The 22,795-nt window shown below is 65.3% G+C and carries 17 protein-coding genes; 2 read left to right on the plus strand and 15 right to left on the minus strand.

The genetic code is table 11. The annotated features are described in order from the left end of the window. Window positions 1–85 precede the first annotated feature (85 nt). The 6 genes from R4P57_RS06895 to R4P57_RS06920 all read right to left on the minus strand — a co-directional run bounded on the left by R4P57_RS06895 (window position 86) and on the right by R4P57_RS06920 (window position 12,602). Window positions 86–3,403 carry an arabinosyltransferase domain-containing protein gene (locus R4P57_RS06895; RefSeq protein ID WP_411742313.1) on the minus strand — a complete coding sequence of 1,106 codons (3,318 nt, stop codon included), beginning with the start codon at window positions 3,401–3,403 and terminating at the stop codon, window positions 86–88. A 75-nt stretch (window positions 3,404–3,478) separates the two neighbouring features. Further along, on the minus strand, window positions 3,479–6,655 hold the full coding sequence (locus R4P57_RS06900) for an arabinosyltransferase domain-containing protein (protein ID WP_317802098.1): 3,177 nt from the start codon (window positions 6,653–6,655) through the stop codon (window positions 3,479–3,481). A gap of 10 nt (window positions 6,656–6,665) precedes the next feature. Further along, a complete protein-coding gene (locus tag R4P57_RS06905; protein ID WP_317802099.1) occupies window positions 6,666–8,435 on the minus strand; it encodes a glycosyl transferase in 1,770 nt (589 codons plus the stop codon). 60 nt (window positions 8,436–8,495) lie between these two features. Then, window positions 8,496–10,385 carry a galactan 5-O-arabinofuranosyltransferase gene (locus R4P57_RS06910; RefSeq protein WP_317802100.1) on the minus strand — a complete coding sequence of 630 codons (1,890 nt, stop codon included), beginning with the start codon at window positions 10,383–10,385 and terminating at the stop codon, window positions 8,496–8,498. 4 nt (window positions 10,386–10,389) lie between these two features. Further along, window positions 10,390–11,154, minus strand: coding sequence for a decaprenylphospho-beta-D-erythro-pentofuranosid-2-ulose 2-reductase (locus R4P57_RS06915; RefSeq protein ID WP_317802101.1), 765 nt, complete (start codon window positions 11,152–11,154; stop codon window positions 10,390–10,392). Then, entirely contained in the window at window positions 11,151–12,602 is a 1,452-nt protein-coding gene (locus R4P57_RS06920) for an FAD-binding oxidoreductase (protein ID WP_317802102.1), read from the minus strand. The genes R4P57_RS06915 and R4P57_RS06920 overlap by 4 nt, the downstream gene beginning before the upstream one ends. Before the next feature lie 47 nt (window positions 12,603–12,649). Here R4P57_RS06920 and R4P57_RS06925 point away from each other — a divergent pair, with 47 nt between their 5' ends. Beyond that, window positions 12,650–13,168 carry a GtrA family protein gene (locus tag R4P57_RS06925; RefSeq protein ID WP_317802103.1) on the plus strand — a complete coding sequence of 173 codons (519 nt, stop codon included), beginning with the start codon at window positions 12,650–12,652 and terminating at the stop codon, window positions 13,166–13,168. Between the two features lie 148 nt (window positions 13,169–13,316). Here the strand turns inward: R4P57_RS06925 and R4P57_RS06930 are convergent, their stop codons facing one another. From R4P57_RS06930 to R4P57_RS06945, 4 genes are all read right to left on the minus strand, one after another. Beyond that, the gene (locus tag R4P57_RS06930) at window positions 13,317–13,901 is read right to left on the minus strand and encodes a dTDP-4-dehydrorhamnose 3,5-epimerase (RefSeq protein ID WP_317802104.1); all 585 of its coding nucleotides are present in this window, start codon (window positions 13,899–13,901) and stop codon (window positions 13,317–13,319) included. Next, entirely contained in the window at window positions 13,898–14,770 is an 873-nt protein-coding gene (gene rfbA, locus R4P57_RS06935; protein ID WP_317802105.1) for a glucose-1-phosphate thymidylyltransferase RfbA, read from the minus strand. Before rfbA ends, R4P57_RS06930 begins: the two co-directional genes overlap by 4 nt. Before the next feature lie 51 nt (window positions 14,771–14,821). Then, entirely contained in the window at window positions 14,822–14,956 is a 135-nt protein-coding gene (locus R4P57_RS06940; RefSeq protein ID WP_317802106.1) for a hypothetical protein, read from the minus strand. 334 nt (window positions 14,957–15,290) lie between these two features. Further along, on the minus strand, window positions 15,291–16,067 hold the full coding sequence (locus R4P57_RS06945; protein WP_317802107.1) for a hypothetical protein: 777 nt from the start codon (window positions 16,065–16,067) through the stop codon (window positions 15,291–15,293). 90 nt (window positions 16,068–16,157) lie between these two features. Here R4P57_RS06945 and rfbB point away from each other — a divergent pair, with 90 nt between their 5' ends. After that, a complete protein-coding gene (gene rfbB / locus R4P57_RS06950) occupies window positions 16,158–17,162 on the plus strand; it encodes a dTDP-glucose 4,6-dehydratase (protein ID WP_317802108.1) in 1,005 nt (334 codons plus the stop codon). An 8-nt stretch (window positions 17,163–17,170) separates the two neighbouring features. On the opposite strand, the gene R4P57_RS06955 is transcribed toward rfbB, so the two are convergent. Genes R4P57_RS06955 through R4P57_RS06975 form a run of 5 tightly spaced genes read right to left on the minus strand, consistent with a single transcriptional unit; the run spans window position 17,171 to window position 22,701 of the window. Further along, window positions 17,171–18,007: a glycosyltransferase family A protein gene (locus tag R4P57_RS06955; RefSeq protein WP_317802109.1), complete on the minus strand. Its 837-nt coding sequence runs from the start codon at window positions 18,005–18,007 to the stop codon at window positions 17,171–17,173. Beyond that, a complete protein-coding gene (locus R4P57_RS06960) occupies window positions 18,004–18,471 on the minus strand; it encodes a GtrA family protein (RefSeq protein WP_037187241.1) in 468 nt (155 codons plus the stop codon). The genes R4P57_RS06955 and R4P57_RS06960 overlap by 4 nt, the downstream gene beginning before the upstream one ends. Then, window positions 18,468–19,409: an NAD(P)-dependent oxidoreductase gene (locus R4P57_RS06965; RefSeq protein ID WP_317802110.1), complete on the minus strand. Its 942-nt coding sequence runs from the start codon at window positions 19,407–19,409 to the stop codon at window positions 18,468–18,470. The genes R4P57_RS06960 and R4P57_RS06965 overlap by 4 nt, the downstream gene beginning before the upstream one ends. After that, window positions 19,406–20,434 carry a glycosyltransferase gene (locus R4P57_RS06970; RefSeq protein WP_317802322.1) on the minus strand — a complete coding sequence of 343 codons (1,029 nt, stop codon included), beginning with the start codon at window positions 20,432–20,434 and terminating at the stop codon, window positions 19,406–19,408. The genes R4P57_RS06965 and R4P57_RS06970 overlap by 4 nt, the downstream gene beginning before the upstream one ends. A gap of 14 nt (window positions 20,435–20,448) precedes the next feature. Continuing rightward, the gene (locus R4P57_RS06975; protein ID WP_317802111.1) at window positions 20,449–22,701 is read right to left on the minus strand and encodes a hypothetical protein; all 2,253 of its coding nucleotides are present in this window, start codon (window positions 22,699–22,701) and stop codon (window positions 20,449–20,451) included. Window positions 22,702–22,795: the final 94 nt, after the last annotated feature.

Below are 22,795 nucleotides of genomic sequence, written 5' to 3' on the forward strand. Positions count from 1 at the left end.
ACAACAGGCCGAGACGTGAATGGACCCTTGCACCGTCGAGACGTATGCAAGGGTCCATTGACGCGGACTGGGGGGCGGGCGGGTGTCAGTCCTCGAATACCCGCAGTTGTCCGTCTTTGTACCAACCGGATCGGGTGACGTCGGCGGTCTCGAGTTCAGCGGGCACGGCGCTGGGGTAGTACTGCTCGTAGCGCTCCAGAGAACCCCAGTCCCTGGCCCAGTCGTTTTCGAGGTAGGTGGGGACGGTGACGGGCTTGGCGAGTAGTTCGGACCAGCCCAGGGGGCCGCCGTTCTCGCCGGATTGCCAGGTGTCGGTGGAGCTGACGGCGAGTGGGCGGTCGGGGAGGATGCGGTATCCGGGTACCTCGGCGACGCCGTTTCGGTGGTCGAAGGGGCGTTGGCACGGGAACTGCAGTCCGACGGCCCAGTCGAGCAGTACGGGTTGTTCGCTGCCGATCATGGTGTTGAGGTTTTCCATCACGGGCACTCGCGGCGGGGTGAATGCGAGCCACTGATCGCCGGTGAGGTTGGGGTCGTTGGCGACGATGCGGACGGCGTCGGCGTCGGGTGCAATGTCCGCCAACGGGATTCGGAGGTTACGCCACGAAGGTGCGGGTCCGATGTCGCGCGGCAGGTAGGTGCCCTGGGCCTGGACGCTGCCGTCGGGCTGACGCTTGCCGTATTCGAGCAGTAGCGACTGTCCGTAGGTGAGGGCTCCGGTGTCGTCGTAGGACCAGATGCGTCCGGCGGCGGAGAAGACGACGAGGGGTGCGTCGTCGCTGCGAGCAGGTAGTTGGTACCAGCTCGACGTGGCCGACGCGGGCTCCTGGACGCCTTCCTGGTAAGAGCCGAGGACTGGTGTGGTGGCCGGGTCGAGTCCGAAGGGCAGGGCGGCGGAGGAGCCGTTGACGCCCACTTCGCCGGTGCCGCCTGCGGTTCCGGAGCTCTGGCCTTCCTCGAAGGCGGGTCCGACGGCCTGTTGGTCGGTATTGCCTTGTCCTGGTTTGACTTCCACGGCGTCGGCGCTGAGGTCGCTGGGAACTCCGTTGGCGGTGAAGTTGCGCAGTGCGCTGCTCAATCCGCCGAGGGGTCCTGCGACGGGGTCGAACTCCTCGGGCAGCGGGCTCAGCACACCTGCGTTGGGGTTCGATTCGACGAGGACGTCGTTGGCGAGTCCGCACGAATTGCCCAGCACCGATTGCACATTCGAGCGGGCCAGCGAGTAGCCGGGGTACTGCGAGACGGCTCCCTTGACGAGCGAGAGTACCTCGAAGAGCACCATGATTCCGGCGATGACGGTCAGCGGTGCGGCAGCGAACTTACGGATGCGTTTGCCGCGCGCAGATGTCGGTTTCGGTTGTGGGGGAGCGTATCCCTCGCGTAGGTACTGGAACGCGGCGACGGCGAGGACGAGTCCGAAGAGGATGAGGAACAGGGTTCCCGATTCGTTGCCACCCAGCGACACCGTCTTGTCGAACCACGGCACGCCGTAGCTCGAGACGTACCAGTAGCCGTTGATGCCCGAGAACGACAGTGCGAGAACGAACATCAGTCCGGCGGCGAACAGCGATCGGTTTCGCCGCGAGCGCAGGGCACTGGCCGAAACCGCGACGGCCGTCAGCGCGGCCAGGCCACCGGCGATGCCGGCGTAGGAACCGAAGTGGTGAGTCCACTTGGTGGGGTTGAACATCATGAAGAAGATGGTGCCGAGCACGACGCCGAGGAGCCGCCAGGCCGGCCCGTTCGCGATGCCGGGGATGCGTCGGCGACGCAGCAGCACGAACAGTGTGGTGAACAGGCACAGGATCATCGTCAGGAACGCGAAGCGGCGTGCGACCGAGCCGTCGACGGTCTGGACGAAGAGGTAGTAGTAGCGCAGGAAGTCCTGGTACCACGCCTCGTTGGGGCCGATGATGGTGCGGACTCGGGTGGACTCGATGACCGTCGCGTACGTCTGGTCGGCGAACACGACCACGAGAACCAGTACGCCGGCTGCGGCCAACGGTGCCACCATCGCGAGGGTGCCGACCTGGCGGTGGCGTCGGACGACGATGCGCGCGATGGGCCGGGCCCCGGCGAGAAGCGCTGCCACACACATCAATCCGGTCGGCGCTGCGGCGAGGGTGAAGGCTCCGATGAGACATGCTGCGGCTGCGGGGAGCAGTCGTCCGGTGGCGATGGATCGTTCCACCGAGCACCAGGTGAGCAGTGCGCCGAGGGCGACGATCGGCTCGGGACGCAGTCCGTTGTTGTACGGCAGCCAGAACGCGAGGAACACCAGTCCGCCGGTCCACAGGGCGACGTTGGATTTGCGCACGGCGCGGCCGAGGCGTGGCACCACCTCACGGCTGATCACCATCCAGCACAGGACGCCTGCGATGAGAGCGGGTAGGCGCATCCAAGGGCTGGCGGTCGAGATCTTGGCGAAGACGGCGAGTACGTCGTAGTACCAGCCGAACGGGGCCTCGGGGACGCCGAACCAGCGGAAGTAGTTGGCCATGTAGCCGGAGTGATCGGCGGCGCGGGCCATCGTGAGCAGGTAGCCGTCGTCGGAGGTGTTCGCGCCGACGAAGTGCCAACCGACCAGAACACCGAGGACGGTGACGTCGACGCCGGTGAACTTCCACCAGTGGGAGGGGAAGAAGCGGCGGTGCGCGCGACCGTCGGTGCCGTCGAGCCGGCCGAGTGCGCCGATGGCCAACAAGGTGCAGGCGATCGCGAGGATCATGATCAGAGATTTGAGCAACGTCGGCGACGACGAGAACCGCGAGTCGACGTCGACGGTGACGGACATGTCGGCCGGGGCTGCGCCGCTGAGGTCACTGAAGATGCCGACGACCTGGGGGCGCAGATCGCCGTCGAGCCGGCCTTGCAGAGGCTGGCCGTCATCATCGGTCAGGCCGGTGAAGGCTGCGGAGGTGTATTCGTCGTTCGAGGTGATCTCGATGGCTGCGCAGCGACTGCTCTGGACGTCGGCGCGAGGTGCCGTCGCGACGACTACGTTGCGGTCGAGAACGTCGACGTTCGTTTCGCCGACGCGAACGAACAGACTGTTCAGTGCCGCGCCTTCACCCTGCGGGGGCGCCGTCGCCAGCAGCAGCCCGCCCGACGCGGGGAGTGCTGCGACGGCAGAGCACGGGAGGGTCGCAGTGAGGCTCAGGGGTGCCTGGGACACCAGCGGGGCGTCCACGTCCTGCAGGAGGCCGTTCTGCGGCCATGCGATGGTGGCGGTGGTCTGAGTGACGGGTGCGAACGGAGTGATCAGCGCGAACAGCACACCGAGCACGCCGGCCACCATGGCGATCAGCCGGGGAACTCGTACCTGAGCACGAAGTTCGTCCGAGGCTCGCAGCGGAGCGGGAACGGGTGGACCAGCTGATGAATCTGTCACGACGTCGGGCACGAGAGTCGATGTTATGCGAGCGTGACGAAGAGGTCACACAGGCACCGTCCCCGGAATAAATGCAGAACCAGGGGATCAGTCTGTTTTCATCGGTCCGTCGCTGGCCAATCCGGACCGAGACTGCTGCTCGACGGCGATCTCGGCCGCCGCCGCGTCAGGATCGAGTGGCATGTATCTCTCGATCGATCCCCAGTCTCGGGAGTAGTCGTCGGCGAGGTACGACGGCAGTGTCTGCGCACCGAGAAGCAGTTCGGTCCAGCCGAGCGGGCCGCCGCCGATCGAGTCCTGCCAGGCATTGGTGGATTCGGCACCGGTGCGGTCGGGCAGGATGCGGTACTTCGGTACCTCGGCGACGCCGTCACGGTGATCGAACGGTCGCTGGCAGGGAAACGCGAGTCCGACGGCCCAGTCCAACAACACCGGATCGGTCGAGCCGACCAGCGAGTTCAACGTCTGGGTCTTCGGGACGCGCGGCGGGGTGACGGCGAGCCATTGATCGCCGGCCAGGTCGTTGTCCTCGGCGACGATGCGCACGACGTCCGCGTCGGCAGGCAGGTCGTTCATCGGGACCCGCAGGTTGCGCCATGACGGTGACGGACCGATGTCGAGTGGGGTGACCCGTCCGAGCGCGAGCACGTCATCGCCGTCGCGGCGTCCGTATTCCAGTTCGACGCGTTGGCCCGGGGTGACGATGCCGTCCCTGTCCGCCGAGCGGATGCGGCCCGCGGCGGCGATGGCGATCAGGTCGCCGCGGTCGGTGTCGGAGAGCTGGTACCAGCCGGACGTAAGCGATGCGGGTTCGGTTGCCCCGAAGCTGCCGAGTACCGGTGTGGTGCTCGGATCGAGTCCGAACGGCAGAGCGACTGTGCTGCCGTTGATTCCGACGTTCTCGTTGGTTCCGCCGGAGGTGCCCGCTGAGTTCGACGAGGTGGCCGCCGCGCTCTGTTCGGAGTCCTCGGGGCGGATGGAGTTGGCGCTGCCCTGCGCGGTGTCCTCCGAGTCGGCCGTCAGGTCTTGGGCGACGCCGTCGGGGGTGAATCCGGTACTCCCACCGGCTCCCAGTGCGTCGGCGGCGGGATCGATCGGTTGCAGGACCGACCCGTTGACGTCGGTTTCCACCTGCACGTCACCGGCGAGTCCACACGAATTTCCGGCGAGGGCAGAGAAGTTCGATCGAGCGATGGAGTACGCCGGGTACTGCGCCACAGCACCTTTGACGAACGAGAGCACCTCGAATGCGACGACCCCGCCGGCGACGATGGTCAGCGCGGACGGCGCGAAGCGTCGACGCGTGGTGGGTTCTTTTCTGCGATAAGGCAATCGGACGTGCTGATAGGCCGCGTAGAGCAGCGTCAGAACCGTCAAGCCGAGCAGGATCGTCGAAAAGCCCTTGCCGGCAATGGACGGCGGCTTGTCGAACCACGGTATGCCGTAGCTCGAGACGTACCACCACCCGTTGGAGCTGGTGAATGCCACCGCCGTCAGGAACAGTACGGCGGCGGTGAAGAGCGTTCTGTTGCGCGGAGATCGGACGGTCGCAGCGGTGACGGCCACCGCCGCCAGCGCAGCCAGGGACGCAGCGAGACCGGCGTACACACCGAAGTGGTGGGTCCACTTGGTGGGCGTGAACATCATCAGAGCCAGTGCGCCCAGAATGATTCCGAGGATCCGACGCGATGGTCCGGTGGCCGTGCCCGGGATGCGTCCGTTCTTGCGGAGCATCACCGCGATGCACACGACGATGCACAGCAGCATCGCGAACATGCCGAATCGTCGGGCGAGCGAACCGTCGGGCGAGATGGTCATCAGCGCGTCCCAGCGGACGCGTTCTTCGAACCACGGCACGTTCGGTCCGATGGCCGAGCGCACCCGGGTCGCCTCGAGGACGGTGCTCAGAGTCTGGTCGGCGAAGATCGCGATCAGCACCGCCAGTCCCGACGCGACCAGCGGCGCGAGAACGGCGAGCAGTCCCACCTGGCGAGCACGCTTGACCACGATCATCACCAGCGGGCGCAAGCCGGCGAGCAGGGCGGCGACGGCGATCAACCCGGTGGGTCCGGCGGCGAGGGAGAACGCGGCGATCAGGGTGCCGATGGCGGCGGGCAGCAGTCGTCCGGTGGCGATGGCGCGTTCGATCGAGCACCACGTGAGCAGTGCGCCGAGGGCGATGATCGGCTCGGGGCGCAGTCCGTTGTCGTACGGGAGCCAGAAGGCGAGGAACACGAATCCGGCGGTCCACAGTGCGACACGGTTGGTGAGGACTGCGCGACCGAGGCGGGGGATCACCTCGCGGCTGATCACCAGCCAGCACAGCAGTGCCGCGATGGTGGCGGGCAGGCGCATCCAGATGCTGGCGGTGCTGACCTTGGCGAGGGCGGCGAGCATGTCGTAGTACGGCATGCCGAACGGCGCTTCCGGGACGCCGAACCAGCGGAAGTAGTTGGCCATGTAGCCGGCGTTCTCGGAGACGCGGGCCATGTTGAGCAGGTAGCCGTCGTCGGAGGTGTTCGCGCCGATGAAGTGCCACAACATAAGCACGCCCACCACGACGGCATCGACGCCGGTGATCGACTTCCAACGCGAGGGGAGGAATCGGCGGTGGCGTCGACCGTCCATGCTGTCGAGGCGATGCAGCGCGAACAGAGATGCGATCACAGCGAGTGCGCCGAAAATCATGGCCAGCAACTTGAACGTGGTGGGGCTCGAGGAGTAGCGCGAGTCGATGTCCGCGCGCACGCTCAGGCCGTCGACCGGTGCGGTGAGGTCGGTGTAGATGCCGACGACCTGTGGCCGGATGTCGCCATCCACCGTGCTCGGCTCGCCGTCGAGGTCGACGACCGTGCTGGTGGCGTTCGAGGACACCGTCAGTGCGCAGTCTTCGGACAGCTCGGACACGGGAGCCTCGGCGAGAACGCGATCACGCAACAGGACCTGCAGTCGGCCGTCGTCGACCCGCACGATCAGTGCCTTCTGCTCGGTCTTCGCAGCCGCGATGGGTGCGGTGGAGACCAGCGTGCCGCCGTCGGCGAGAGCAGTGGCCGCGCGGCACGGAACGGTTGCCTCGACATCGACGGGCGAGTAGCTCACCAGCGGGGCGTTGACGCTGCCGAACGAGCTCTGCGGCCACGAGAGGGTGGCGACGTCCTGCTGAACCGGCAGCAGTGGAGTCGCGATGGCGAGAACCGCACCGATGATGCCGGTGACGATCGCTATCAGCCGGGCGGTCTTGAGGTTCGGAGCGGTCTCGGGCACGCCGACGATGCTATGGGACGAGCGTCCGCACGTCCCACACCCACACGCCACCGGTGTATCGAGGCTCGACGCCGACGAGATCGGTGACGGTCGTGCGCAGGGCTATGGTGTTCTTGCTCGGCGGCAGCACCACGACGTCGGCCTCCCAGAAGGCCATGTCCTGCGCTGCCTGACTGCGCTGATCGTCGGTGATCTCGGGGACGGTGCCCGAGTCGTAGACCGAGCCGAGCAGCAGCGCCGTCGGTCGGTCGACGGCTCCGTACTTGGCGACCTTCTCTTCCTGATCGCTCGGTCCGACGAAGTATCCGGCGGCCAGCGTGAAGCCCATGTCGGCGTCCATCTGCCAGCGCAGCGGGCGCGCGTCCTCGGGCCGTGGGAGGGGAACGGTGACGATGGAACCGTCGTCGACGTAGTTCTCCCACTCGCCGTCGGCGAAGAACTCCGGGGTCGGAGACTTGTCGACGGCGACCAACGGCGTCGGGATCAGGGGTACGAGCGCGAGGGCGAGTCCGGCGATCCAGAACGCGGGCAGCGGCCGCAATCCGTTGCGGAACGTGCGATCGGTGGCCAGCACGAGCAGCAGGGCCAGGGCAGGCACCGCGCCCAACGCGAAGCGGGTCTCGAGCACGGATTCGACGAGGGGGTACTCGGCGAGCTTCGTCCACGGCAGCGTGATGCCGGTGTCGTTCTTGCCGATCACCAGCGTCGCGCCGAGCGAGAGCACGCTCATGACGATCGCGGTCGCGGCGGCAGCGCGGGCGCATGCGACGCGCCACATCCACACCGCTGCCACGAGGCACAGCACCAGCAGCGGCCAGCCGAAGTACGCGTTCTCCTCGGTGGCGTTGATGCGGACGTTCTGCCCCGGTGTCGCCTCTCCGCCGAGGGACTGCGTCGGGAATTGGAACAGTGCCTTGGCGTCGTTGCCCATCGCGCCGTGTTCGAGGAACGAGTACGACTGCGGGCCGAAGAACTGCCACCACAGCGGAAACGCCACGAGGGTCAACGCGATGCCGGCGGACACCGCGAGTCGGGGCACGGCATTGCGGACGGCGGGCCACAGTGATCGCGGCCGGGACAGGTAGTAGACGACGGCGAAGATCGCGAACGACATCGCGAAGATCAGCAGCGGCTCTTCACCGAGCAGGATCTGCAGCGCGACGATCAACCCGAGTCCGACGGTGTTCTTCTTGGTCCCGCCGCCACGTGCGATGCGGGTGACCAGCATGGCGATGACCGGAAGCAGGAACAGCACCACGAAGTTGGGGTGGCCGTTGGCGTGTGAAATCGCGCCGGGCGCAAAGCCGCACAGGGCACCGCCCACTGCAGCGGCACCCTTGGATGCGTTGAGCTGGCGGGAGAACAGCCAGAACCACGCGAACGCGGTGCCGGCGAGGCCTGCGGTGAGGGCAATGGACCAGGTCACCGTCGGTCCGAAGAGCAGCGTGATCGGCGCAAGCGGGATGGAGATGCCGAACATCGCCGTGTTGGCCATCAGATTCACCCCGAGCGGGTAATTCTGCAGGTCACTCGCCAACGGGTTGTTCAGTGAAGCAACCGAATGCGCGGCGACGGAAAAGAACCATTCCCACATCGTTTGGTCCTGGCCGCTGTTGTAGAGGTAGCCGCCGCTCAGATTGCGCCATTGACCCTGCAGGACGTACACGGCTGCGATCAGAAATCCGACCGCCGCGACGACGTCACCGCGCCCGACGCCGGAGTGTCGAGCCGGTGCCGTTGTCGGCTGCCGCTCGAGAACTCTCTGGTCGTGGGTGGTCATCGCGTCGAGGTTACAGAAAGATCACGGTGGGCGAAAACTCGAACGACCTGGGTCACATGATCAAGCCGTGCGCACCACCAGCGCGAAGGGTCCGATATCGGTCACGGTGAACCGTGGATCCTCGAACAGCGACTGGGGGAAGGTGACGGTGTAGCGACGCACGTTCGGGTCGTTCGGGTAGACGTCCTCGGCCAGGCGCAGGGTGTAGCCGTCGGCACCGCGTCGGAACAGGAACGCATCCGGCGCGCGCCACTGGCTGGTGTTCAACGCGTCGATCAACTGATCGGGTGTCTCGAGCTCGGTCCACTGCTCGATGGCCTTGGCCCGCTGGTCGAACTGCGCCAAAGGGTTGGCGTAGTGCGAGGTCAGTCCTTGGAAGCCGAAGTACGGGTAGTAGCTGAGGAACGACGTATCTGCGGTCAGTACGACGGTCTCGTCGCGCGGACGCTGGGTCTGCTCGGTGAGTGCGTCGTCGACCTCGCGGTAGTAGGAGACCGCGCTCGGCGGACGCATGTCGGCGCGCGTGCCGTCGCCGTCGGTGTCGGAGTACGCGACGGTGATCTCGGTCTGCAGTACCTGGGGGATGTTCTGCGCGTAGGTCATGGCACCGATGGCCGCTACGACGACAGCGGCGATACGGAACTTCGGTGGCTCGTTGATGGCTTGGTAGATCGCGTGGCTGCCTTCGAGGAACCCGAAAACACCTGCGCTGCCGAGCAATACGATCAGTACAGCTTCGAGGCGGAACGAGAGCAGGGTGGTGCCCGCGGCCGTGGCGGCCATGGACAGCAGCGTCCACAGGTAGATGGAGACGACGCCGACACCGAGTGCTTGTGCCCGACGTGAGGACGAGAACCGCACCGCGACCCACACCGTGCCGATGAGGCACAGCGCGCCCATCAGGGAGAACTCGAACATCGGGAAGGGAAGTGTTGCACCGGCTTCCGGTAGATAGTGCAATGCCGTGCCGGATGTGGACGGTGCGCCGCGTAGGAAGTCGATCAGGTACGGCAGCCACACCGTTGCGGCGATGAGGCCCGAGATCGCGGCGATCGCGGCGACCTTGATTGCTATGGGAACCAGTACGTTCCAGGACTTCCGCTCGCGATAGGCGAGGACGGCGGCGAACAGCGCCATGAGTACGACGGTGAACGCCGCCAAACCGAGGTACAGGGTGTAGAACGTCGCGGCCAGGCCGAGGAAGAGTCCGGTGCCGACCACCGCTCCCCACCCGCCCGATGCGGTGCGGTGCAGCGCGCCCCAGGCGAGGACCAGCGCGGGAGCGAAGAGCATCACGATCACGGCGCTGTATGCCTCGGGGGAGGCGTGGGCGACGACGAGTGCAGTGGTGACGGCGCTGACGGCGACGGCCCAGTCGGCTCGGATCAGCGCCTTCCACAGCACGAACGATACGACGGCGGTGACGGCGAGCAGCCCGATTGCGTAGGGCTTGAACACTTCCCAGCCGTCCATGCCCAGGATGTTGCCGACGCGTCCGCCGAGCCAGAACCAGCCGGCGGGGTAGAACGGCGGGATGTCGGCGTACGTCATATCGCGCAACGACGCCGAATCCGTCAATCGCGTCAGGTATTCGGTGCGAAACTCCTGGTCGACTGAGATGCCGAACAGGTAGAGCTTGGTTGCCGCCAGTGGCATCCCGAGGGTGACGGTGACGAATCCGCTCAGCCCGACCCATGCTGCGAGTCGAGCAATCCACGGCCACTTGTGAATCCGATACAGGTAGATCGACGCGGCAAACAGCGCTGCGGCGACGACCTGGCCCAGGGTTGTCAGAGCGCGAGTGACGTTGGACGAATTGAACGCCGGCCACTGAACCAGTGAAAAGGCGTACAACCCGACCGTCGCCACGACGACTGCGACGAGGATTCCGGCAACTATTTCTCCGACGGCAGAAGCAGTTCTGCGCGCTGGTGCAACCCCTACAGTCATGTAGTTAGATGGGCAGCTTGCGGAAGATCGGCCGCGGTACGTGCCGCAGCACCATCATCACCAGACGCCAGGGCGCGGGAGTCCAGATGAGCTCCTTGCCCTTCTGTGACGCATTCACCGCGAGCTTCGCGATGACCTCCTTGTCGACGGTCATCGGCGCTTCCTTGACGTGCGCGCTGAACTTCGTACGCACCATGCCCGGGCGAACGACGGTGACCCGAGGTCCGAACTCGCGCAATGCTTCTCCGAGTCCGAGGTAGAAGCCGTCGAGGCCGGCCTTGGTGGAGCCGTAGACGAAGTTGGAGCGACGCACCCGCTCGCCTGCCACCGAGGACATGACGATGATGCGGCCGTAGGCCTGCGCCTTCATCTTCTCGCCCAGCAGAACGCCGACCGACACCGAAGCGGTGTAGTTGATGTTCGCGGCGAGGACGGCCTTGCGCTGGTCCTGCCAGAGCTGCTCGGCATCGAAGTCGACGGCGAAGGCGACGATGGCGACGTCGACGTCACCCTTGGCCCAGGCCGCGTCGATGACCTTCGGGTGCGACGCGGTGTCGAGTGCATCGAAGTCGATGACGTCGACGGACTTCGCGCCCTTGGCGTTCAGTTGTGCGACGGCACTCTCGCGCAGCGGGTCGTTCGGCAGCGCGGCGAGAATGACACGTGCCGGCGACTTCGACAGGTACTCCTCGGTGATCGCGAGACCGATCTCGCTGGTGCCACCCAGAACGAGAATCGTCTGGGGGTTACCTACGGCGTCTATCGTCACAGCAGTTCCAGCCTTCTAGCCATATCGGAGGCGAAAACGCCTGTGGGGTCTACAGATCGACGGACCTTGATCCACTCGTCGATCCGCGGGTACATCGAATGGAAGGTCTCGGCGTCGGTGCGCGAATCCTTCGCGGTGTACAGGCGACCACCGAATTCGAGAACACGCTTGTCGAGCTCGCGGACGAACTCGTTCAAGCCCGGTTTGATCGGGAAGTCGACGCAGATGTTCCACCCTGGAATCGGAAAGCTCAGCGGCGCTTTGTTTCCGGGCCCGAACAGCTTGAACACGTTGAGGAACGAGTAGTGCCCGGACTTCTGGATGTCGACGATGATCTTCTTGAATTCGTCGACGGCCTCCGGCGGCACCACGAACTGGTACTGCAGGAATCCCTTGGAGCCGTAGGCGCGGTTCCACTCGCTGAACATGTCGAGGGGGTGGTAGAACGCGGTGAGGTTCTGCACTTTGTCTCGGTAGTTGCCCGACTTGCGGTACCAGACCTCGCCGACCGCGGAAAACGTGTACTTGTTCGCGAGACCATTCGGAAAGATGTCGGGGAACGTCACGAGCGGCTTCGCGTTGAAGCGCAGCGGATCCTTCTGCAACTTTTCCGGGAGCTGGTCGAGGCGTGCCAACGATCCGCGCGACACTGCCGCTCGGCCGAGCTTGGGGGGCGGAGCAACCGCGTCGAACCACGCGCTCGAGTAGTCGTAGTTGTTCTCGCTGCCATCGCTGTGCAGGGCGATGGTTTCGTCGAGGGTGCTGGTGACGTCGCCGTCGGCGATGAAGTACGCAGTTTCCGTCGGCGTCATCTCGATCGTCGCGCGCAGGATGATGCCGGTCAGACCGTTGCCGCCGACCGTCGCCCAGAAGAGCTTGGCGTTCTTGCCCGACGGCGTCAGGTGACGGATCTGACCGTCCGCGGTGAGCAGTTCCATCGAGCGAACGTGGTTGCCGAAGCTACCCGCGCTGTGATGGTTCTTACCGTGGATGTCCGTGCCGATGGCCCCGCCGATCGTGACCTGACGCGTACCCGGCAGCACCGGTACCCACAGGCCGAACGGCAGCGCGGCGCGCATCAGCTGGTCGAGGTTGACGCCACCGTCGACGTCGACGATGCGCGTCGAGGCGTCGATGCTGTGAATGCCGTTCAAGGCATTCATGTCGATGACCAGGCCGCCGGAGTTCTGCGCGTTGTCACCGTAGGAGCGGCCGAGGCCGCGGGCGATGACGCCGCGTCGGAGGTAGGCCGGCTTGGAGTCGTTCTGCTCGGCGACCTGTTTGACCGCGTTCGCGATGAGCTCGGGGTCGGAGGTCGAGAGCACCTCTCCAGTGGAGGGCGCAGTGCGGCCCCAACCGGTGAGTGTGCGGGTCTGCGTGGGTAGCGGCGCAGTGTTCCCGGCCTGTGGTTCCAGGGGGAAGAGTGCGTCGTCGGCTGTCGTGGACATCGCTCAAGAGGGTACCCGCACCGCAGCAGCGGCTAGTGTCAGTCCTCGTGTCCACCCCCGACCGCTCCGCAGAAGAAGGCTCGACGGACGACGACTGGTCGCCCGAGAACGAAGAGTTGCAGCATCACGTCCCGCTACCGGTCGAGCTGCCGCTGACCGAGAACATCGCCGACGCGGCCCTAGATCTCAAGACGCAGGTGCTGCGTTTCTTGGCGACGGGTGTGCTGTCGGCGATCGTCGATCAGGGCGTCAACCTGATCCTGCATTTTGTGTTCGGCGTCGGTGTGACGCTGGCCAAGGCCATCGGCTTCGTACTCGGAACGACGACGGCCTACCTGATCAACCGTCGCTGGACGTTCAACGCAGCTCCGTCACGGGCCAGGTTCTTCGCCGTCGTCGCGCTGTACGGCGTCACCTTTGCGGTCCAGGTGGGCATCTACACCTGGCTCTACCAGGCCCTTCCCGACGGCTTCTGGTACGCGAACGTGGCCTTCGTCGTCGCGCAGGGCACGGCGACGGTCATCAACTTCCTCGTCCAGCGATTCGTGATCTTCAAGATCCGCTGAGCCTCCGGGCTCGCCCCGCGGGGGTTCGCAAACGCGCGCGCACTTGCCAGACGCGCGCATTCTCGCTCGCGGTCACGGGCAATTCTCCGCGCGCCTGACGAACGCGAGCGCGTTTGCCCGATCTGGCGTCGCCGCCTCGTCCCGCCGCTCACGACAAGTTCGGGAGGTTCCCTGCTTCGAGGGCTTCGGCGAGGGTGGGGGCGGCTGTGTCCTTGTCGGAGAGCTCGTAGGTCAGGGGTGATCCGTCGCGGGCGGTGGTGGGCCAGTCGATGCCAAGCGCCGGGTCGAGTGGGTTGATGTCGCGGTCAAAGGCCGGGGTGTACTCCAGGGAGCACAGGTACATGACGGTCGAGTTGTCCTCCAACGACAAGATGGCGTGGCCGAGGCCTTCGGACAGGAACACCGCTTTGCGGTCGATGTCGTCGATCAGGACCGAATCCCACTGCCCGAACGTCGGTGATCCGACCCGCAGATCGACGATCACATCCAGGAAGGCTCCGCGGGCGCAGGTGACGTATTTCGCCTGCCCGGGCGGGTTGGTGGTGAAGTGGATCCCGCGCAGGACTCCGGCGGCGGAGACCGAGCAGTTCGCCTGCAGCAGGTCCAACGCCCGCCCGGTCGTCTCCTCGAAGAGGCTGGCTTTGAACCATTCGAAGAACACGCCGCGGTCGTCGCCGAACTGGCGTGGGGTGTATTCGTAGGCACCGGATATTTTCAGTTCGCGAAAGGTCATCGGTTCCCTCGGTCGATCAGATCCAGCAGGTAGCGGCCGTACCCGGATTTGACGAGTGTCTCTGCCCGGACGCGCAGTTCGTCGTCGGTGATGAATCCGCGTCGCCACGCTACTTCTTCGGGGGATCCGATCTTCAATCCTTGGCGTTGTTCGATGGTGCGGACATAGTTCGACGCGTCGAGGAGGGAGTCGAAGGTGCCGGTGTCGAGCCAGGCCGTACCGCGCGGGAGTACCTCGACCTGGAGGCGGCCGGCGTCGAGGTAGTGACGGTTGACGTCGGTGATCTCGTACTCACCACGCGCGGACGGCTGCAGGTCGCGGGCGATGGCGATGACGTCGTTGTCGTAGAAGTACAGGCCCGGGACGGCGTAGTTCGATTTCGGGGTGGCCGGCTTCTCCTCGAGGGAGATGGCTTTGCGGTTGTCATCGAATTCGATGACGCCGTAGGCGGTGGGGTCGGACACCTCGTACGCGAACACTGCTCCGCCGTCGATGGTGTCGAAGCGCGAGAGTTGGGTGCCCAGGCCGGGGCCGTAGAAGATGTTGTCGCCCAACACCAATGCTGCGGAGTCAGTGCCGATGTGCTCGGCACCCAACACGAACGCTTGGGCGAGGCCGTTCGGTTCGTGTTGGACTTTGTAGGTCAGGGAGATGCCGAATTGGGAGCCGTCGCCGAGGAGGCGGGTGAACTGGTCGGCGTCCTGGGGGGTGGTGATGATGAGGATGTCGCGGATTCCGGCGAGGATCAGTGTCGAGAGCGGGTAGTAGATCATCGGTTTGTCGTAGACCGGGACCAGCTGCTTGCTGACGCCCATCGTGATCGGATGAAGACGCGAGCCCGTGCCGCCCGCCAGAATGATTCCCCGCATGACCGCGAAGTCTTCCAGACCCTCCGATCACCCGCTCGGTTGTGCCGACGTTCACTCCCACAGGATTCGATAGGGCTGGGCTCCGGCGTCGGACTCGGCGATCGGCATCGGCCAGTCGTCCGGCCACTCGACTCGGGGGTCGGCTTTGAGCTCGTCGACTTCCGGCGGCACCGGGTCCGCGTCCACCTCGATGCGTTCCCAACTGCATTCACCCGACGCGACCCGGCCTGGAGCAGGTCATAGTTTCGCTGATCCTGATCGGCATACAGCCATGCCGCCTTGTTGAGTTCGGCACCCATTTCTCCGCTGTTGGCGGACAGGTGAACCTGCCGAGTGCGTGTCATCTCCTGAAAGCGTGTGAGATACGGCTGGAGTCGCTGCAGAATCTGCCCGATCACGTTCTCGCTCAGGCCCGCATGATCGAGCAGATAACGATGACTTGCCAGAGTATCGCCGCCGATGCGATCGAGAAGAACACCGAAGCCGGCGATTTCGGATGATCGCGCCGTGAGCCGTTCGGTCATTGCATCGTGCTTTTCCGTAGTGAGGAGATGAGGCTTTCGATGTCCTCGTCGGTGAGTGCGTTCTCGACATCACGGTCGGCAAGCACGACGAAGACTGCGACCTCTGCGGTGGCGAAACCTCTAGTGGTGACTACGTCGAATGTCGTGCGAGGAGGAGGGCAGTACGGCGAATCCGGTATGTCTTCCACCAGGGCTGTGTAGCGGACGGCCGGGGCTCCGTCGATCTGCAGGTACTCGGGGGCCTCGATCCGAACGGTAGGTTCCAGATACCCGTCTTCGTTGGAGAAGATCATCGACGCTTTCTGCGCCTCTTGATAGGCGAGGACCGTCAAGTCACCGGCACGGCGACCGGTCATTCCGCTGATCGCCGAAGACTCGAACTCACCACCTTCGCAATCGAATCGACCGTGGAGACCCATTGCGCCGTATGTTGCGGTCGACCCGTCCTCGCCCACCCATTCGGAGAATCCGTCATTCCAATTCTCCCAGTCCGCAGGAATGTCGTAGGTCCAGCCGAATTTGGTGGCGATGGGCTGCGGCTGGCCGTCGGGCACCTCGATTTTCGGTGGCGGTCGGTTCATCGACGGAAATCCCGGTGGCAGGGGAGCCTGCGGCGTGGTCGAGCCCACGGGTTCCGGCGACATCGGCGGCAGAACCTGCACACCCTCGTACGGTTCCGGCACCTGCGGTGCCAGCTGCGGGATTGCCCACATGATCCCGAACAGCAGCGCCACCGATGCCGCGAGACGTATCGCTATCTTCCCCAGACCCATTGACGTACTCCCCCCGAAGTCGAACAGAAGCTAGCACGCGTGGCAGACATGATCGGCCCGCACAAGCCTCCACCGGTAAAGTGCCGGTACATGAGAATTCTCGTCACGGGTGGGGCCGGGTTCATCGGCGCGAACTTCGTACATCAGACCCTCGCGCAACGTCCCGACTCCCAGGTCACCGTGCTCGACAAGCTCACCTACGCCGGCAACAAGGCATCCCTCGAGCCGGTGGCCGACCGCATCGACTTCGTGCACGGCGACATCGCCGACGCCGACCTCGTCGACCGCCTCGTTCGAGAGACGGATCTGGTCGTCCACTTCGCCGCCGAGTCCCACAACGACAACTCGTTGACCGACCCGTGGCCGTTCGTGCACACCAACGTCATAGGCACCACCACCTTGCTCAATGCGGTCCGCGAACACGACGTCCGCTACCACCACATCTCCACCGACGAGGTCTACGGCGATCTCGAACTCGACGACCCGGCGCGGTTCACCGAATCGACCCCGTACAACCCGTCGAGCCCGTACTCGTCCACCAAGGCCTCGAGCGATCTGCTGGTGCGCGCCTGGACCCGCTCGTTCGGCGTTCGCTCCACCATCTCCAACTGCTCCAACAACTACGGCCCGTACCAGCACGTGGAGAAGTTCATCCCACGCCAGATCACCAACATCCTCAGCGGCTCTCGGCCCAAGCTCTACGGGGCAGGGCAGAACGTGCGCGACTGGATCCACGTCGACGACCACAACAGCGCCGTCTGGGCCATCATCGACGGCGGCCGCATCGGCGAGACCTACCTCATCGGAGCCGACGGCGAAGCGAACAACCGCACCGTCCTCGAAGCAATCCTCGAAGAAACCGGCAACCCGGCCGACGCCTTCGATTTCGTCACCGACCGCCCCGGCCACGACCTGCGCTATGCCATCGACTCGACCAAGCTCCGCACCGAATTGGGTTGGACACCAACCTACGTCGACTTCCGCGCCGGTCTGAAGGCGACCGTCGACTGGTACCGCGACAACGAGCAGTGGTGGCGACCGCAGAAAGACGCCACCGAAGCCGTCTACGCGACGAAAGAATCCGTACTGCCCTGAAACAGGGCCTAGCTGCTGCGCGACATCCGGTGGCGCAGTAGCAAGTACACCGCGCGACGCATGAACGACGTCATCAGCGCCTTGGCGTTACCGACTCGAACATCGTTGTCGGACAACAGGTTCGGGTCACTGTTCTGCAGTGAGCGATGGAAGTCAGCGGCCTGACGTGCCTGCTGTGTCGCCAGTTCCACGCTCCACTGCCCCGAGTTGATGCGGAACGACGCCAGTGGCTGCGGAATGGCCACGATGTCGCCGCGAAGGGCGACTGCGATGAAGGTAGCCTGGTCGATCAGATACGGGTGGCTGTTGTCCCACAGTCCGATCTCGCGGAGTTCCGCGAGCTTCATCATGACGCCGCCGGGTTCACCGAAGATGTTGGCACCGGCCCGAACTGCGGTTCGGGCGGCGACTCGGCCCGAGACCGTTCCGTGCAGTCCGCCGAGCCCGCGGGCGGCGATGACGGTCTTGCCGTAGGCGTCGATCAGCGTCCGCTGCGACGCGACCAGAACGGCGGAGGGGTTGTCGTCGAATGCCTGCACCTGAATGGCCAACGCGGTGGGAGCGATAGTGTCGTCGCCGCAGACGAGTTTGATCAATTCTCCCGTGGCCTCGGCGGTCACGCGATTCCAGTTGGCTTGCGCGCCGCCACCGGCCGGGGTGGTCATGAGGTGAATCCGTGGATCGTCGTACTTCTGTGCGACGGCGAGGGTTCCGTCGGTCGACGAATGATCGGCGATGACCAGCTCGAAGTCCGTGAACGTCTGGGCGAGAATCGAATCGATGGTCTCGGCCAGATATTCGGCGTTGTTGTACGCCGGGACGACGACGGAAACACGAGGTGTCATGGTGTGGGGGCCTGGCTCTTTCTGCGGAACGAGAAGTCGCGGTAGCCGAAGAAGCTGACGACTGCCATCACTGCTGTGACGACCAATTGCGACGGGATGGGCGGGAAGTGGAAGACGGACACGGCGATCGTCATCAGGGAGATGTTGGCGACGAACGCGCCGAAGTTCACGACGAAGAACCGCAGCAGATCACGTAGGAAGTGACCCCGCACGCGGAACACCAGGTAGCGGTACATCGCGAACGCGCACAGCACGTTGCAGAGATAACCGAGCACGATCGCGGCGTGGTATCCGTACTGCTCACCGATCAGCAACTGCCACAGGATGAACCACGCAGTACCCAATGCAGTGTTGACACCGCCGACGAGCAGGAACGCGATCTTCTGATTCTTGACGATCCGCATCAGCGGCCCCGGCGCGCCGTTCATGCCGGCCGGGGGAGCCGGGGTCTGTGGTTCGGTCATCGACCGACCCCCAATGCTTGACGCGTCGCGAACAGGGTCGACGCGATGCCTGCGGGCAACGTTCGGTGCGTTCGGCGATCGATCTGCGGCCAGACCGTCGACCGCAGCCGCAGATCGCGACCTTGGAACACCGCGAGCGGGGACGCCGCCAGCACCACGTTCGGTCGACGGCGGAACACCGTCCGGCACGCTCCGAGGATCGAGCCGATGGTGACGGCCTCACCGGAGGCGAAGATCTTGATCGTCGGCGAGAGTCGTTGCGTCGCCGACATAGCGAGAGTGTCGGCGACCATCTCGGCCGCGTCGGACACGTAGAGGTAGTCGCGCAACGTGTCCATCGGCACGTAGATGGATACGGGCGAGGCCATGAGGTATCCGCGACACAGGTGCGAGATGAGACCCTGCGGTTTCGCGAGGTTCTGCCCCGGCCCGTAGAGGTTCGCGAACCGACCGATGGCCACGTTGATGCCGGTGCGCTCACCGAACTCGGTCGCGATGGCCTCGGACTGCAGCTTCGCGAAGCCGTAGTCGCCCAACGGAACCGGGTTCGTTCCCTCGTGATGCGGGGCTCCGGTCGCGCCGGCGTAGACACCTCCGGCGGACGAGGCGAGGAACACGGTTCCGGTGCCCGCGCGGTCGGCGGCGACAGCCTCGATGCGCGCCAGGACGGTTCGGATCAGGCCGTTCTCTTCGGAGAATTGCGCTGCGCTGGTTCCGTTCACACCCGCGCCCGCGGCCCAGATCACGTTCCAGGTACCGTCGGCGAAGGAATCGAAGAATTCCGAACAGCGCTGCAGCAGAGCCTGTTCGGCGGACACTGTGTCCGACCACGGGATGGTGCTCGTGTGCACCCGATGCCCGCGACGACCGGCCTCGCGGGTCACTGCAGCGCCGAGCAGCCCGCCGCTGCCGACGATCCACGTGTGCGTCGCGGTCACGCCGGCGGTGCAGGTTCGGTCGATGGCGCAGTACGTCCGAGCGGGCCGTTTCCGGGATCGGTGACGATCAGGTACGGCGGCTTGCCCATGGCGGTCTTGACGTTGACGCCCACGTACTCGGCCACCACACCGAGGGAGAACAGTGTTGCTCCGAAGCCGAACAACAGAATCACCATCGTCGACGCCCAGCCTCGCACCTCGGCACCCGAATCGAAGATGAAATACGACACCAGTACGTAGGCCACCAGAATCAGGCCGAGTACCGCGAAGGCGATGCCGATGAAGCTGACCAGCCGCAGGCCCTTGGTGCCGCTCGAGAGCACCATCCGCCAGAAGTGCGAGAGCAAGGTGCGCAGTCGGTAGCCCGATCGACGGTCCACCTCTTCGCGCAACGCCACCGGGCTGGTCGTGACGTCGCCTGCGATCCACCCGAGTGCGATGTCCAGGTACGCCTCGGAACCGGCGTAGGCGGCGACGGAGCGACCGACCTCACCGAGCACCAAGCGGTAGCTCTGATAGTCGACGGTGTTGTCCCCGGCCAGAGCCTTGGCGATCAGCCATTTGGCGCCGCGGGAGGCGGTATTGCGCCACAGTCCGTGCGGTGCGACGTTGGTCGGCTTCGCGTAGACGACGGTGGACTGCTGGTCGAGGGCGGTGTCGAGCATTCCGCCGATGGCCGCCGGGTCGTGCTGGCCGTCCTCGTCCATCGTGACGATCCATTCGCCGCCGCTGGACGCCATGCCTGCGAGAGTGGCGGGATGCTGACCGAAATTGCGGCTGAGCCACACACCGCGAACGAACGTGTGCGCAGAGGTCAGCCGCCGAATCACCGCAGCGGAATCGTCGGGTCCGTGATCGAAAACGAGCAGAACTTCCTCGACGATCATCGGACGCCCGACGGGGGTATGCGTCACCTGAGTCAACGGAAGGATCTCGTCCATCAGCGCGCTGAGGGTCCGTTCGCCCTGGTAGACCGGCACCACGATGGAAATGCGGTGCGGATCAGCAGCAGAATCGTCGGACATCACGAGGTCTGAGCCTAACCGCTCTTGGCGTCACCATCGAACTCCGGCGCGGCAGGGCTTCTGCGTCGTCGCACATCGAGCACCACCAGACCGATCAGCAGCATCACTCCGCCCGCCATCGCGGCCAGTCCGAGTCGTTCTCCCGGCGGCCGGAAGGTGAGTTCCAGGTCTGCGTTCTCGGTGCCGGGCGGCAGGTCGACGTACAGGAAGATGTCGGCCAACCCCTTCGTCTGCAGCTCTTCACCGTTCAGTGTGGCGGTGTAGCCGGGCCAGGCCAGACGCGAGAACACGACGCTGCCGCCGTTCGGTGCGCTGACGTCGACGTGCTCCGAGTCTGCATCGGAGGATCGGGGTTCGGCCGTGGCGTTCACGGTCGCGACGACGCGTCCCGACGACGCGGGAATCAACCCGTCGCCGCGTTCGAGGACGTAGATCTGGCGAGCGGACTCGGGCGTGGAAGCGGTCACCCACATCCAGCCTGCGGGTGCGGGCCGGGAGTTCGCGAGCGGGTACTGGTTCTTCTGCAGCACGATGCGGTCGAGTTGCATCAGGTCGGCGTAGGTCTTGCCGGTGTACGGCTCGATCTCGAACACCCGCCGGAAGGCGTCCTTGCAGGTAGATCCTTCGTGCTCGAAGCACAGCAGATTGGCGAAATCGAGATATCCGACGGGGGTGTACGCGTTGACGTAGTCCAGGCCCATGATCTTGGCGGAGTTGCCGTAGACCTGGGAGTGCCAGGGCAGCTGGGGGTCGTCGGGTCCCTCGGCTGCGGTCTCGGTGAGTGCGCGGCTACCGAGTTGCAGGGTCGCTCCCTGCCACTGCGGGAACTCGGCCTTGGCCTCGGACTGCGATGCGGGCAGCCACCATTTGGCGAACGGTGGGTCGTAGGTGGCCACCTGGTACATCGCGACCGGCGCGATGGTCGCCAATAGCAGTGCCGCCGTCGCCCGCGCCGAGAATCGGTGAGCCAGCAGCAGAGCGAGCGCGCCGACGAGCAGAATCACCAGCGCAGCGAGGACATGGCGGCCGAAGAACTCCGGGCCCGAGGAACCAGCGCGCAGCAGCAGCACCAGTGTCAACAGGCCGGCTGCGAGCAGCCGTGGCCGCAGCTTGTCGAGCGTTCCGTACCGGCTGATCAGAGTGACCACGAGAATCAGCGCGACGAGGGCGACGAACGGCAGAATGCGGGCGGGCCAGCGGATCGGCCCGATGTCACTGGGCCCTGCGGTGAAGATCAAGGCGAACGCCAGCATGATCAGCGGGGCTGCCAGCTCGCGCAGAGCCGCTGGCACCCGACGCCATGCGATGAACGCCAGCGCGGGCACTACGAACCAGGCGATGTAGGTGACCGGCGATTCGGTGGTCTCGCCCGCCCAGGATTCGATGCTCGTCACAGCCGTCGGGATGCTCGCGGTGAGAGATTCCGACCACGGTGCCGTCAGGAAGTTGTCGTTGAACGTGCCCTCGTCGCCGCTGCGCCAGGTGACCGCGGACGTGAGCACTCCCGGAAGGAAGGTGACGGCCCCGCAGGCCGCCGCTGCGATGCCCACGGCGCACACCTTCAGTGCCGGACGCCACAGGCGCTGGAACAGCCGCTCGCCGATCGCGACGGATCCGATCATCACTCCGGCCATCACCGCAGCGTGGACGTATCCGACGCTGATGGCGAGGTAGAGGAACACGAACGGGACGATCGGGCCGCTGCGTCTGCGGGCGTAGGACACCGAGCTCGCCCACGCGTTCATGATCCACGCGGTGCCCATCAGCGCGGTCACCCACGAGGTGTTCTCGAAGAACAGCGTGAAACCGACGAACGGTGCGCTCGCGCCTGCTACTGCAGCCCAGTTCGCTCGCGCGCCGTAGGCAAGTGCGACGCGGTAGATGCCCCAGGCCAGCAGAATCGAGAAGCCGAGCTTGACGGCCGTCGCGAGCAGTACCAGGTTGTCGATCGACGGCGAGATGTAGTTGATCGCCATCTGCACGGGGTTCCACAGCCCGCCCTGCCCCTCGACCGGGTAGTTGCCGGCCATCCACTGATCGAGCACCAGCGAGGGGAATTGCCCGTCGCGCATGATGCGTCCGAGCTGGAGCCAGTTGGGTACGGCACCCGATTCGGTGTCGTCGATGTAGAAGAAGCGCGGGTCGACACTGAGTATTAGCAGATACCCCAAGACGACGACTACGGCGACAGCTGCTCCCCACACGAGGCGCTCTCTCCTGCTGTCGGGCAGGGCGCCGTGCGCGATCTGGGTATCCGTGGGGGGCAAGGGTCAACTCCGTGAGTTCGGGCAAAGACACCCGACTGTAGCTCTCGAGGTACCCGGGAACCGAAACGTCGAGGCGTGCAACACGCAGGTATTC

Source organism: Rhodococcus sp. IEGM 1330 (assembly GCF_033142445.1).
Lineage (GTDB): Bacteria > Actinomycetota > Actinomycetes > Mycobacteriales > Mycobacteriaceae > Rhodococcoides.